This is a genomic window from Sulfitobacter rhodophyticola (assembly GCF_041281685.2).
Lineage (GTDB): Bacteria > Pseudomonadota > Alphaproteobacteria > Rhodobacterales > Rhodobacteraceae > Sulfitobacter.
The window spans coordinates 3919953-3933562 of the sequence record NZ_CP166251.2; the positions used below are offsets into that span (position 1 = coordinate 3919953).

At 59.5% G+C, this 13610-nt stretch carries 12 protein-coding genes, 1 pseudogene and 1 riboswitch; of the genes and pseudogenes, 2 read left to right on the plus strand and 11 right to left on the minus strand.

From position 1 onward, the window contains the following. Positions 1-3: 3 nt before the first annotated feature. Genes AB4X18_RS20305 through AB4X18_RS20315 form a run of 3 tightly spaced genes read right to left on the minus strand, consistent with a single transcriptional unit; the run spans position 4 to position 2116 of the window. Entirely contained in the window at positions 4-276 is a 273-nt protein-coding gene (locus tag AB4X18_RS20305) for a DUF6525 family protein (RefSeq protein ID WP_432816965.1), read from the minus strand. Continuing rightward, positions 273-908 carry a DUF1826 domain-containing protein gene (locus AB4X18_RS20310; protein ID WP_370401769.1) on the minus strand — a complete coding sequence of 212 codons (636 nt, stop codon included), beginning with the start codon at positions 906-908 and terminating at the stop codon, positions 273-275. Before AB4X18_RS20310 ends, AB4X18_RS20305 begins: the two co-directional genes overlap by 4 nt. Further along, positions 905-2116, minus strand: a complete 1212-nt coding sequence (locus AB4X18_RS20315; protein ID WP_370401770.1) for a GTP-binding protein — start codon at positions 2114-2116, stop codon at positions 905-907. Before AB4X18_RS20315 ends, AB4X18_RS20310 begins: the two co-directional genes overlap by 4 nt. A 104-nt stretch (positions 2117-2220) precedes the next feature. Here AB4X18_RS20315 and AB4X18_RS20320 point away from each other — a divergent pair, with 104 nt between their 5' ends. Beyond that, positions 2221-2625, plus strand: a complete 405-nt coding sequence (locus AB4X18_RS20320; RefSeq protein WP_370401771.1) for an RrF2 family transcriptional regulator — start codon at positions 2221-2223, stop codon at positions 2623-2625. Between the two features lie 218 nt (positions 2626-2843). On the opposite strand, the pseudogene AB4X18_RS20325 reads toward AB4X18_RS20320, so the two are convergent. Then, a pseudogene (locus AB4X18_RS20325) lies at positions 2844-3560 on the minus strand (aminotransferase class I/II-fold pyridoxal phosphate-dependent enzyme); the annotation flags it as partial. A 65-nt stretch (positions 3561-3625) separates the two neighbouring features. Continuing rightward, positions 3626-3702: riboswitch (SAM riboswitch) on the minus strand. A gap of 262 nt (positions 3703-3964) precedes the next feature. Then, positions 3965-4681, minus strand: coding sequence for a helix-turn-helix transcriptional regulator (locus AB4X18_RS20330; protein ID WP_370401772.1), 717 nt, complete (start codon positions 4679-4681; stop codon positions 3965-3967). A 104-nt stretch (positions 4682-4785) separates the two neighbouring features. Between AB4X18_RS20330 and AB4X18_RS20335 the strand changes: the two genes are divergently transcribed. Then, positions 4786-5184, plus strand: a complete 399-nt coding sequence (locus AB4X18_RS20335) for a GFA family protein (protein ID WP_370401773.1) — start codon at positions 4786-4788, stop codon at positions 5182-5184. Positions 5185-5247: 63 nt separating this feature from the next. Here AB4X18_RS20335 and AB4X18_RS20340 read toward each other — a convergent pair whose 3' ends face one another. The 6 genes from AB4X18_RS20340 to nuoL are packed head-to-tail and all read right to left on the minus strand — an operon-like array spanning position 5248 to position 13608. Next, positions 5248-6915, minus strand: coding sequence for a ribonuclease J (locus AB4X18_RS20340; protein ID WP_370401774.1), 1668 nt, complete (start codon positions 6913-6915; stop codon positions 5248-5250). A 5-nt stretch (positions 6916-6920) separates the two neighbouring features. Beyond that, the gene (locus AB4X18_RS20345; RefSeq protein ID WP_370401775.1) at positions 6921-7694 is read right to left on the minus strand and encodes a type III pantothenate kinase; all 774 of its coding nucleotides are present in this window, start codon (positions 7692-7694) and stop codon (positions 6921-6923) included. A 12-nt stretch (positions 7695-7706) separates the two neighbouring features. After that, a complete protein-coding gene (locus tag AB4X18_RS20350; RefSeq protein ID WP_370401776.1) occupies positions 7707-8450 on the minus strand; it encodes a biotin--[acetyl-CoA-carboxylase] ligase in 744 nt (247 codons plus the stop codon). Between the two features lie 51 nt (positions 8451-8501). Next, a complete protein-coding gene (nuoN, locus tag AB4X18_RS20355; protein ID WP_370401777.1) occupies positions 8502-9950 on the minus strand; it encodes an NADH-quinone oxidoreductase subunit NuoN in 1449 nt (482 codons plus the stop codon). An 11-nt stretch (positions 9951-9961) separates the two neighbouring features. After that, positions 9962-11512, minus strand: a complete 1551-nt coding sequence (locus AB4X18_RS20360; RefSeq protein WP_370402551.1) for an NADH-quinone oxidoreductase subunit M — start codon at positions 11510-11512, stop codon at positions 9962-9964. Then, the gene (gene nuoL / locus AB4X18_RS20365) at positions 11512-13608 is read right to left on the minus strand and encodes an NADH-quinone oxidoreductase subunit L (protein WP_432816966.1); all 2097 of its coding nucleotides are present in this window, start codon (positions 13606-13608) and stop codon (positions 11512-11514) included. The genes AB4X18_RS20360 and nuoL overlap by 1 nt, the downstream gene beginning before the upstream one ends. Between the last annotated feature and the right edge of the window lie 2 nt (positions 13609-13610).

Sequence of the window (13610 nt, forward strand, 5' to 3'; positions counted from 1 at the left end):
CCTTCAGGTCTTCGTTGGCATTTGGTTGGAGATCGAACAGCGGTCGCGCGCTAGAGTGCGGGCTTCTGCTTGGGACAAGAGCGAAAGCGTGTCTTCAGTGCTTCGGCCTGTTGCGCAAGCACGGTTCCACACACGGCGCGCTGAAGAGGGTGACCAGGGCAGCGTTGCTTGCGCCAGCCAGTTCCGTAGTGGCGCTGGCAAAGCATCGTAGCTGCCCATGGGATCAGCGGCGCGACGCTTGCGATGCAGGGAGGTCGCACCAAGGTTGCGAGTCAATTCTCATCCTCCGGACTGTCGACTGCATCCAACACCAGGACGAGACGTGTTTCGCCCGTCCCCTCAATAGGTGGTGAGCGATGCACCAGGCCTGACGCGGGCCGCGAGGGCCATAGCGTCCCGCGCAGGAGGATCGGCGCACCCGTGGCCACCGAGAACACCCGCGCGGGGTCTTGGCCGTCGGGTGAAATCCCATATTGAGTACCCTGGCCACGGTAGGTGCAGATAAGACGCGCCGTTATCGCATCGATATGAAACTTCCGGCAGGCGTTTGTTGTGACCGACTGGAGACGCAGGCGCAGGAAGGGTGTTTGCATCAAATCAGAGAAGATCTCAGCCAAGGCACTGATGTCACCGGCAAGGGTATCGCGTTCGTGGCAGCGAGGTGTTTGCGCGGCATGGCATAGGGCCATCACCGCAGATTGCACCGCTTCGGGGCGCAATTCGATTCGCCCTTGTGGCAGAGTTGATGGGTCAAGCGCATCTACCCAGCTTTGAAACTCTGGTATGGGCTGCCTGCGCCAGACTGCAGCCGCGCAGCCAGGTTGCAGAAATGTCTTCAGGTCATCGGGCTTGTCAGCAACGGCAACGCCGATGGCGGCATTCTTGACCAGCGCACGCGCAAGCGTCATGCAGCTTCCTCCTGTCGGCGCCAGATCGGAAAGGGATCAGGGTAGTGAGGCAGATCATCCGGCCCACTGGCTGCAGTTGCAGGCACCAGGCAGCTATCAAGCCGCGCCTTCAGATCGGGCCAGTCGATGCCCGCGCCGATGAACACGATCTCCTGGCGTCTGTCTCCCCAGGGCTCCTGCCAATGCTGCTTTATATAGGCACGTGCGCTCTCGTGCTCTGGCCAACGCTCCTCGGGCACTGAGGCCCACCATGTCCCAAGCGGCTTGACGCTGGATAGCGCGCCCGCAAGCGAGAATTCCGCCACCCAGCCGGGACGCGTTGAGATCCAGAAATGCCCCTTGGCGCGGATGACGCCGGGCAGGTCGCCATTCAGAACGCTGAGGATCTTCTCAGGAATGAACGGCAGGCGCGCGCGATAAACAAAGGACGCCACGCCATATTCTTCTATCTCCGGCACATGGTCAGCAAAACCGTAAAGCTCCTTCGCCCACATTGGATGCTCATGCGCCTTCTCGAAATCGAACATACCTGTGTCCAGGATCGCGGCGGCAGCAACATCTGAATGATCTGTCTCAATGATCTTGGCATCGGCATTCAGACTGCGGATGATCTTGCGTGCGGCATCTGTGCGCTCCGTGCCTGCATCGGTGACCTTGTTCAGAATGACCACATCGGCAAACTCGATCTGTTCAACGAGCAGGTCAACCAGTGTCCGATCATCCTCTTCACCAAGCGTCTCTCCACGATCACGAAGGAAATCGTGGCTGGAGTAGTCGTTCAGGAGGTTCACCGCGTCGACAACCGTCACCATTGTGTCGAGCCGAGACACGTCCGACAGGCTGTCGCCAAACTCGTCGCGGAAATCAAAGGTGGCAGCGACAGGCAATGGCTCAGAGATGCCTGTGGATTCAATCAGCAGATAGTCAAAGCGACCTTCCGCCGCTAAGCGACGCACTTCGTCCAGAAGGTCATCGCGCAACGTGCAACAGATGCACCCATTTGACATTTCGACGAGTGTTTCGTCTGTCCGGCTGAGCTCCGTATCGGCGCGCACAAGATCGGCGTCGATGTTGACTTCGGACATATCGTTCACAATCACAGCGACACGTCGGCCCTCGCGGTTGTTCAGCACGCGATTCAATAGCGTCGTCTTTCCGGCCCCAAGAAAACCGGAAAGGACCGTGACGGGAAGGCGGGCATCTGGCATACATCGCTCCAAATCTGATCTGTTAGATCACGCAACTTACGCAGTTACTTTAGTTATGCAACCGCTAAAGTTACGGATGTCGCCCGTTTGGAGAAAAACCGCACATGAAGCGCAACTCTCGTCTGTCCCTTGCTCTGCACACGCTCAGCCATATGGCCGGGAGCCCCGATCAGGTGCGTACATCCGGCGACATCGCTGAGCATGCGGGCACCAATCCTGTTGTCGTGCGCCGAGTCTTAGGAAAGCTCAGGGAGGCGGGCCTGCTCACGTCGGAAAAAGGTCACGCCGGTGGATGGCGTTTGGCGCGACAGCCACAAAAGATCACTCTGGCAGATGTCTATCTTGCACTTGATGAGCGGATGGTTGCCACGGACGAAACGAGCGAGGCATCGGCTTGTTCCATTGAGCATGCATTGCATAAACGTGTCTCCAGCGTCCTCGAAGAGATCGAGGAGAACTTGGTCCGGAGACTGAGCGAGACTTCCATCGCTGAGGTGCGGGGCATCTAACTGGCGCAGGCAACCGGAAAAGGGGCAAGACGCGCTGATAGGGCCGATCATCTGCGTCTGCCAATCGTCTGCCCCATTTTTCAGTCGCTGCGCAGTCTTGCTTCGCAAAGGCGAACGGCAGGAATCGCTCGCCCTATCCTCAAAAGTCGATTTGCATCTGAGCTGCCCAACGCATCTTCAAGCGCCACGCCGAGATAGCGGACTGCGCTATCTACTTAAGTATACCCAATCAAAGGCTCAACCGTCTTGCGGATCATCTCCCGCGTCCCAAGGATCACCCCACCCAGTGCGCGGCCTTGCCCGTCGATGTGCTTGGTGGTGGAATAGATCACGATATCAGCGCCTTGCGCGACGGCGTTGGAGTAGACCGGCGTGGCAAAGACATTGTCACACACCGCTACTGCGCCCTTGGCATGGGCCAGCGCGCAAACCGCTTCGATATCAACCAGTTCCAGCGCGGGGTTGGACAGGGATTCAAAGAACACCGCGCGGGTATCCGGACGGATCGCCGCCTCCCATTGGGCCAGATCACTGCCATCGACAAAGGTCACCTCGACCCCGAAGCGCGGCAGGATTTCCTCCGCGATATACAGGCACGACCCGAAAAGCGCGCGCGAAGACACCACGTGATCGCCCGCTTTCAACAGCGACATCAGCGCACCATTGACCGCCGCCATGCCGGATGCGGTGGCAAAAGCGTCTTCGGTGCCTTCGAGTGCGGCGATGCGGTCCTCGAACATCTTGACGGTCGGATTGCCATAGCGGGCATAGATGAATTCATCATTGCCGCAGGCCTCGAACCGGGCCTCGGCCTGTTCGGCGGTGTCGTATACGAAGCCCTGCGTCATGAAGATCGCCTCGGACACCTCGCCATATTGGCTGCGCCGGGTGCCCGCATGCACCGCGCGGGTGCCTTTTTGCCAGTCTTTGCTCATTGTTCCATTCCAACGGCCCTGCCCCCGAGCCACAAAAAAAAACCCCAAACGCGGTCAAGCGAAAGGGGGCTTTCATCCTGACCTTTTAGCAGATTGTTTAACGTGGCCCGCAATCCGGTAACAAATCACCACACAACGGGGATACGCATGGATGGGATATGGGTCAGGGGTTGGGGTGGCGTTGCCTTCTGCGTGTCGGACCGTATGTGAACAGATCGCGGACTGTTTCGTGCAAGAATGCCGATCAACGGAAGAAATCGAGCCGCTGGCGATGAATCTGCGTCATGGGCAAGATCAGTCCTTGATGCGGAACGCGGCGAAGGTCCGCTTCTCAGCCCAAACTACGCGATGCTGCGACTTTCACGAGCGTCGGCTTTAATGAGGCTGGTATGCTGTGAAGACCATCATCCATCCTCATGGGGTGGTTTCGCGTAGCTTGCCCGTTCTTGATCCATCGCCGAACGCCAGCGTGCACGTAAGGCCAGTGCATTTTCTGGTATTCGTTGCTCAAGAATATTCGCTGTAATCATACGATCAGTGCGAAAATATCGAAAGCCGCTTCGAAGTTCACACCAAGCAGCAAGAATTCGGCCCGCGTCCCGATAACCAAGAAGTATTGGCCAAACCACGCGCTCCGTGTGCGCTTCAGAACCGCCTTCGTATACCAACGTTATCTTACGGTGCGTGCGGATGGCATTCCTAAGAAGTGAGGAATTGACCGCTTCAGGTGTCGGAACGACAGGCGCGATACTCGTAGCGGGTTCTAATACATGTCCCCGCAAGCGCTCTGGAACTATCACTTCAATCTTCGCAAGAAAGTTAAGAGCGGCTTTCGCCAAATCTGGTTCGCCCCTACTCGCAACCCAATGCGCTCCCAAAACGGCTGCATCCAGTTCATCGGAGGTCAACATCAAAGGCGGCATGTCAAATCCCTTTCCAAGGACGTAGCCGATGCCAGCTTCCCCTCGGATTGGGACGTCTTGCGCCTTTAATGCAGCTATGTCGCGATAAACGGAACGTTTGGACGATCCCAACTCATCCGCGACGTGCTGTGCCGAAATTGGTTCCCGCGCACGGCGCAGAAGCTGGACAATTTCGAATAATCGCTCCGCTTTGCGCAAAAAAGGTCCTCATGTTGTATGCTGCCATGATGCTGTCAGCATGCCATATTTATGTTGCCAAGCAAACGTGCGAGTAGAGCCAACAAAATACATTGGAGAAAAGAATGATAAAGGGAAGCTGCTGCTGCAAAGCTGTGCAGTTTGAGTTGACGCGTGAGCCGTCATTTGTTGGTACGTGTCACTGCTCAAGATGTCGTAAGGTTGGTGCAAGCACCATCGCATTTGTGAAAAAAGAAGACCTCAGATGGATTGCAGGTAAGGACAGAGTTCGCGTTTTCGAACCGACTGCGCCTTATGTTTACGGGCGGTGTTTCTGCGAAATCTGCGGTACATCATTCGGCGAGATACTATCCTCCGAAGACAGCTTTCCAATCGCGGCAAATGCGCTTGATGGAGATACCGGCCTTACGAACCAGTCGCATGAATTCGTTGGCGAAAAGCCTTCATGGTATAACATCTGTGACGATGCCCCGCAGAATGATGGGCATCCAGCAGGGACCTAAGCGGACACTCAATTTGCACCATCGAACGGCAGTTAAGACCCGCAAAGCCACCATCCATCCCCCTCAACTCAACCGACTGACAACCACCGTCACCTCGGGTTTCTTCCCGATCTCATCCTGCGCCGACTGCCGCACGACCTTCTTCAAGCCGTCGTTCAGCTTGTCATCATCCCGCAACGTCGCGGCCTTCGCACGGCCCAGCCATTGGCTCAGGTCCGCCTCCAGAACATCCACCAGCGGTGCGTTTGACCGGCCTGTCTCCGACAGCCCCATCGCATCGACCCACGGCTCGCCCAGCGGTTCGTCCTGATCATCAAGGATCACCGTGACTGTCACATGGCCATTCAGCGCCATACGGATACGGTCGCGCACGATCCCGTCCAATGCACCGATCTGCACCGCGCCATCCAGATAGGTGCGCCCGGTCTCCACGTATTCGGCCACCTTGGGCGCGTTGCCCGAAAGATCGATCATCATGCCGTTGACGGCCAACACCCCGGCCCTGCCACGGGCTTCGGCCAGTTTGACATGCGCGCGCAGATGCCGGTGTTCGCCGTGCATCGGGATCACCACCTGCGGCTTGACCACGTCATGCAGCACCTCCAGATCGGGGCGGTTGGCGTGGCCCGATACGTGATAGCGGCCGGAACTGTCATCGACCACATCCACCCCCATCTCGGACAGGTTGTTGATGATGTGGATCACGGATTTTTCATTGCCCGGGATGGTCTTGGAGGAAAACAGGAACAGATCCCCTTCCTTCAACTCGATCCCCTGATATTTGCCCCGACTCAACTGGGCCGATGCCGCGCGGCGTTCGCCCTGGCTGCCGGTGACCAGCAGCATCAGGTTTTCACGCGGGATACCGCGGGCGTCTTCGGGGCTGACGGTTTTCGGAAAATCGGTCATCACGCCGGTTTCCAGCGACGCTTCGACCATGCGTTTCATCGCACGCCCCAACAGGACAACCGAACGGCCCGCCTTGTCGGCGGCCATTGCCAGCGTCTGCACCCGCGCGACGTTGGAGGCAAAGGTCGTCGCCACGACCATGCCTTCGGCCCCTCGCACCAGATCCTCGATCGGCTGCGCAAGGCTCGCCTCTGACCGGCCGGGATCCGGCGAAAAGACGTTCGTGCTGTCACAGACCAGCGCTTTCACCCCATCCTTGCAGACATCTGCCCACAGGTCCGGATCATAAGGCTCACCCACTCCCGGTGTCAGGTCGATCTTGAAGTCACCCGAATGGATCACCCGGCCTTCGGGCGTGTCGATCACCAGGGCGGAAGATTCCGGGATCGAATGGCTGATCGGCAGGAAGCCCACGCTGAACGGGCCAGCGGTCGTCTGCTGCGGCCAAGCACTGACCACTTGCACGGCGTCGTCCGGGTGATGGTGCTCCGCCATTTTGCGCTGCGCGATGTTGGCGGTGAAGCGGCGCGCGTAGATCGGCTTTTGCAGCTGTTCATAGGTATGGGCCACCGCGCCCACGTGGTCTTCGTGCGCATGGGTGATGAAGATCGCGTCGATCTGGTCGCGCCGTTCCACCAGCCATGAGATATCCGGCAGGATCAGATCCACACCGGGGCTGCCGTCCATGTCCGGGAAGGCCACACCAAGGTCGACGACGATCAGCCGCTCCTTGCCGGGTTTCCCGTAGCCATAGACATAGGCGTTCATGCCAATTTCGCCCGCCCCACCGAGGGGCAGATAAATAAGTCGTTCGTTACTCATATGAGTTATGCATTTTCCTTGTTGAACCTGTGGATCACGGTCAGCCCGTGCATCGTCAGGTCATCTTCGATCACATCGAAGAGGTTTTCGGTTTGCGCAAACAGTGGGGCCAATCCCCCTGTTGCGATGATTTTCATGTCCTGATCGCGCTCCGCCTTGATGCGGGCGCAGATTTCCTTGATCAACCCGACATAGCCCCAGAAGATACCGGACTGGATGCAGGCGACCGTGTTGGTGCCTACTACACCCTGCGGCTTGGTAATGTCCACATGCGGCAGTGCAGCAGCGGCCATGTGTAGCGCCTCAAGGCTCAGATTGACACCGGGGGCGATCACGCCACCGACATAGGCGCCGTCCTTGCCTGCAACGTCGAATGTGGTGGCGGTGCCGAAATCCACCACGATCAGGTTGCCGCCATGACGGTCAAACGCCCCTGCGGTGTTCACCAGCCTGTCGGGACCCACGATAGTACCCTCATCCACACGCGGGTTGGCAGGCAGCAGGCAATCGGGCTTGCCCACCACAATCGGGCGGCACCCGAAATACTGGTCAGAGAAAACCCGAAGGTTGAAAACAACGCGCGGCACCGTGGAGGAGATGATTACATCCGTGATCGCCGGGTCGATCTTGTGGTGGTTCAGCAGGGTGGAGAACCACGTGAAATAGGCATCCGACGTGCGCGCATGGTGGGTCGAGGTCCGCATGGAGATCAGCTGTTCATCCCCGTCGTAGATGGAGAAAACCGTGTTGGTGTTGCCGCAATCAATCGCCAGAAGCATGTCGTGTCTCCTTCAGGTCTCGTCGAAATACACATCCGCTGCGGCAATGGCCAGCCGACCGTCCGCGGTGCTCAGCACCAGATTGCCGTTCTCGTCCACATCCTCGAACCGGCCCCGCCAGCTGTCGCGCATGGTGCGGGCCGTGATCACCTCTCCAAGGCGGGCGGCATGGTGCAGCCAGTCGCGCCGGATCGGCGCAAAGCCGCTCTGCCGAAACCGCGCCTCCAACGGGGCATAGGCCGCCGCCAGCGCATCAAGGAACGCTTCCGGCGAAATCGTGAGGCCCAGCGCGGATTTGAGGCTGACAGGGCGCACCGCCCCGGCTTCGACCTCTTCCACGCCGGGGGCCGCAATCAGATTCACACCGATCCCGATGATCAGGTGCCTGCCCGCCGTCTCCAGCAGGATCCCCGCCACCTTCTCTCCCCGCAGCAGCACGTCATTGGGCCACTTCAGCGCAAAGGCCTGCGGTGTGCCCGTGACTGCGACAAAGGCTTCGAAAAGCGCCAGTGAGGCTACGAAAGACCGCAGCGCAGCCGTCTGCGGCGGATCATCCGTCGGCAGCACCAGGGTTCCCGCGAAGTTACCCCGCGGCGTCGCCCAGGGCCGTCCCCGCCTGCCCCGTGCCGCCGTCTGCTCATGGGCCAGCAACCACGCAGGGCCCGCAAGCGTCGGCGCCATGCGCTGCGCTTCAACCAGCGTCGATCCCACGCTATCGAACACATGCCGCCCGTAGCCTTCCGGCCACCCGGTCACGTCTTCATCCTTTTGAAAATACCCATCACCGTCCCCGCACCACGTGCAGGATCAGTTGACAAGCGCACCCGCCGCTGCCGCCGCAGCCCCTTCGACACCGAACATGTTGGCAATGCCCAGCACCATGATCAGGGCCGACGCCATCAGGAAGCCTGCCAGCACCCCGCCGCCGCCGGAGCGGTCGATCTGGTCGCTGTTGTCATCGCCGAAGTACATGTAGAACACGATCCGCAGATAATAATACGCGCCGATGACCGATGCGATCATGCCCGCCACCACAAGCCACACAAGGCCCGCATCATAGGCGGCCTGCAGGACATAAAGCTTGCCGAAGAACCCCAGCATCGGTGGCACGCCCGCCAGACTGAAAAGCAGCACCAGCATCGCCAGCGCGCGGGCCGGGTTGTTGCGCGAATACATCTTCAGCGCACCGATATCCGTAACCGGGGCGCCGTCCTTTTGCATCAGCAGGATGAAGGCAAAGGTACCCACGTTCATCGTGACGTAGATCGCCATATAGACCAGCATCGCCTGCACACCCAGCGCCGTGCCCGCCGCCAACCCCATCAGGGCATACCCCATATGCGCGATGGAGGAGAACGCCATCAGTCGCTTGATGTTGGTCTGGCCAATGGCCGCAATCGCGCCCAGGAACATCGACAGCACCGACAAAAGCGCGATGATCTGCTGCCAGTCGCTGACCGCGTTGCCGAAGGCGTCATGCAGCACGCGTGCGAAAAGCGCCATCGCCGCCATCTTGGGGGCCGTCGCAAAAAACGCCGTGATCGGTGTCGGAGACCCTTCGTAGACATCCGGTGTCCACATGTGGAACGGCACCGCCGAAACCTTGAACGCCAGACCGGAGATCAGGAAGACGATACCAAACAGCAGGCCCAGCGATGTCTGCCCCGCCTGCGCCACCGAAATGATGCCCGAGAACAGCGTCGTGCCCGCGTATCCATACACCAGCGATGCGCCATAAAGCAGCAAGCCGGAAGACAGCGCACCCAGGAAGAAGTACTTCAGGCCCGCTTCCGTCGACCGCACGGAATCACGCCGCAGCGACGCCACGACATAAAGCGCCAGCGATTGCAGCTCCAACCCCATGTAAAGCGCCATGAGGTCGCCCGCGCTGACCATGATCATCATGCCCACAGCACTCAACGCCACCAGCATCGGGTATTCAAACCGCAGCAATCCCCGCGCCTGCATGTACCCTTCGGACATCACCAGAATGGCCGCCGCCGACAGCAGGATCGCCACCTTGGCAAACCGGGCAAAACTGTCTTCGATGATCATCCCGTTGAAGGCGGTGCGCGTGGCACCGTCGCCGCTGGTGCCGATCCAGAACGCCAGCACCACCATCACCGCCGCCGTCATCCAGACCAGCAGGCCACCCATCTTGTCCTTGGTGGTATAGACAGCCACCAGCAGCGCCACCATCGCATAAACCGCCAGCACGACCTCGGGCAGGACCACGTTAATGTCTGAGGAAATCATGTCCCGTCCTCTCAGTTCGCTGCTTGCGCGGTCTGGGTTGCGGTCTCTGCCGCATCCACCGCGCTTGCATAATTCTCAACCAATACCGACACCGACGGCCCGATGATATCGAGCACCAGTGCGGGATAGACCCCCAGCAGCAGCGTCATCGCCACCAGTGGCGCAAAGATCCACTTTTCGCGCGGGGTCATGTCGGTGATCGCTTTCAGGCTTTCCTTGATCAGGTCGCCCATCACCACCCGCCGGTACAGCCACAGCGCATAGGCGGCGGAGAAAATCACGCCCGTCGTCGCCACCGCAGCCACCCAGGTGTTGACCTGGAACGCCGCCATCAATGTCAGGAATTCACCCACGAAACCACTGGTGCCCGGCAGGCCCACGTTGGCCATCGTGAACAGCATGAAGATCAGCGCATAGACCGGCATCCGGTTCACCAGACCGCCATAGGCGTCAATTTCCCGCGTGTGCATCCGGTCATAGATCACGCCCACGCAAAGGAACAGGGCGCCCGAGATGAAGCCGTGGCTGATCATCTGGAAAATCGCGCCGTCAATGCCCTGCTGGTTGGCGGCAAAAATGCCCATGGTCACGAACCCCATGTGCGCGACAGACGAATAGGCGATCAGCTTTTTCATGTCCTCCTGCACCAGCGCCACGAGGCTGGTGTAGACGATCGCAATCGCGCTCATCCAAAGAACCAGCGGCGTCATCACGTCCGCGCCCACCGGGAACATCGGCAGGGAGAACCGCAGGAACCCATAACCACCCAATTTCAACAGAATCGCGGCCAGCACCACGGACCCCGCCGTCGGCGCCTGCACGTGCGCATCCGGCAGCCAGGTATGCACCGGCCACATCGGCATCTTGACCGCGAAGCTGGCAAAGAACGCCAGGAACATCAGCGTCTGCGCACCCCCCACGATCTGTATCCCCAGCAGGGAGAACGTCTCGGACCCGAAACTGTGGTTCATCAGCGTCGGGATGTCGGCGGTGCCCGCGTCCGCATACATCGCCACCATCGCCACCAGCATCAGCACGGAGCCAAGGAAGGTATAAAGGAAGAACTTGAAGCTGGCGTAGATGCGGTTGGCACCGCCCCAGATGCCGATGATCAGGAACATCGGGATCAGACCCGCCTCAAAGAACAGGTAGAACAGGAACAGGTCCAGCGCCATGAAGACGCCCAGCATCATCGTCTCCAGCACCAGGAAGGCGATCATGTATTCCTTCACGCGGCTTTCCACGCCCCAAGACGCGGCGATGACCAGCGGCATCATGAAGGTGGTCAACATCACGAACAGGATCGAAATCCCGTCCACGCCCATCTTGTATTGCAGGCCCATGATCCATTCGCCCTGACTGACGAACTGGAACCCGGTGTCGTTGCGGTCAAACTGAAACAGCACGATCAGCGAGCCGATGAAAGTCGCGGTCGTGGCGAACATCGCCAGATACTTGGCATTGCGCGCCGCCGCTTCATCGTCACCACGCAGGAAAATGGCCAGGATCAGCGCAGCCATCGCAGGCAGGAAGGTGATCATGGAAAGCAGATGCGTATCCATCAGTTCGCCCCCCCGGTCATCGTCATCCAGGTGATCAGCACGGCAATCCCGATCACCATCGCGAAGGCATAGGTGAAGATATAACCGGACTGCGCCTTGCCGGCGAGGCGGGTAAAGAACGGAATGATCCCCATCGACACGCCGTTCAGCGTGCCGTCAATCACGTTGCCATCGCCCCGCTTCCACAGGAACCGGCCAATCGCCTTCGCAGGCCGCACGAAGATGAAATCGTAGATCTCGTCAAAGTACCACTTGTTGAGCAGGAAGGCGTAGAGCGGCTGCTGGTTTGCGGCCAGACGGCCCGGCAACGACGGGTTCCAGATATAGAACCACATCGCCATGATAAAGCCTGCCAGCATCGCGATAAAGGGGCTGACCTTGACCCACTTGGGCGCGCCATGCGCATCCTCCAGCACGGTGTTTTCCGGCCCGAAGTAAATCGCGCCCTCCCCCGGTGCGCCGCCGAAAGCGTCGTGATGCGCGGCACCGTGACCATCGTCTGCCTTGTCCTGGCCGTGGCTCTCCTCGGCACCGTCCGTGTGGGTTTCCCCGTCTGAGGCCGCCTGCGCCAGCGGAATGTCATAGAAAGCCGCGACGTATTTCGCATCGCCAAAGAACGGCTTGAACCAGATCATCCCGGCAAAGATCGCCCCCAGCGCCAGCACGCCCAGCGGCACCAGCATCACGAAGGGGCTTTCGTGGGCATGCTCGTGTGTGTGCTTGTCCCCGCGCGGCGTGCCGTAAAACGTCATGAAGATCAGCCGCCAACTGTAGAAACTCGTCATCGCGGCGGCAATCACCAAAAGCCAGAACCCGTACATCGACCCACCGGCCCAGGCGCTTTCCACGATGGCGTCCTTGCTCAGGAACCCGGCAAAACCATAATGCGTCAGCGGAATGCCGACCCCGGTGATGGCCAGCGTCCCGATCATCATCGCCCAGAAGGTATAGGGGATCTTCTTGCGCAACCCGCCATAGTTCCGCATGTCCTGCTCATGGTGCATCGCGTGGATCACCGACCCCGCCCCCAGAAACAGCATCGCCTTGAAGAACGCATGCGTGAACAGGTGGAACATCGCCGCCGAATACATGCCCACGCCCGCGGCCACGAACATGTAGCCAAGCTGCGAACAGGTGGAATAGGCGATGACGCGCTTGATATCGTTCTGCACCAGACCCACGGTCGCCGCAAAGAACGCGGTCGAGGCACCCAGCACGGTGACGAATGTCATCGCTTCGGGTGCAAACTCCATGATCGGCGACATGCGGCAGACAAGGAACACACCCGCCGTCACCATCGTCGCCGCATGAATCAGCGCCGACACCGGGGTCGGACCCTCCATCGCGTCGGGCAGCCAGGTGTGCAGGAACAATTGCGCCGATTTCCCCATCGCGCCAACGAACAGGAGGAAGGCAATTAGGTTGGCCGCATTCCATTCGGTCCACAAAAAGCCGATGGTCTGCTCGGCCAGATCGGGCGCCGCGGCGAAGATGTCATCGAACCGGATGCTGTCGGTCATGTAGAACAGCGCAAAGATACCCAGCGCAAAGCCGAAATCACCCACCCGGTTGACCACAAACGCCTTGATCGCCGCCGCATTGGCGCTGGGTTTGCGGTAATAAAACCCGATCAGCAGATAGGACGCGACACCGACACCTTCCCAGCCAAAAAACATCTGCACAAGGTTGTCGGCCGTCACCAGCATCAGCATCGCAAAAGTGAAGAACGACAGATACGCGAAGAAACGCGCCTTGTAGTTCTCGTCTTCCTTGAAGTTCTCGTCATGCGCCATGTAGCCGAAGGAATACAGATGCACGAGCGCGGACACCGTCGTGACCACGATCAACATGATCGCCGTCAACCGATCCATGCGGATCGACCAATCCGTGCTCAGGCTGCCGCTTTCGATAAAGCGCATGATCTGAATGTGTTCGGTCGGGCTTTCGAAGGTCAGGAAAACGACCCAGCTCAGCACGGCGGCCAGAAACAGCAGGCCGGTCGACACCCACTGCGCGGCCGTCTCCCCGATCAGTTTCCAACCGAAGCCTGCGATGATCGCACCCACCAGTGGGGCAAAGAGGATTGTGGTTTCCATGT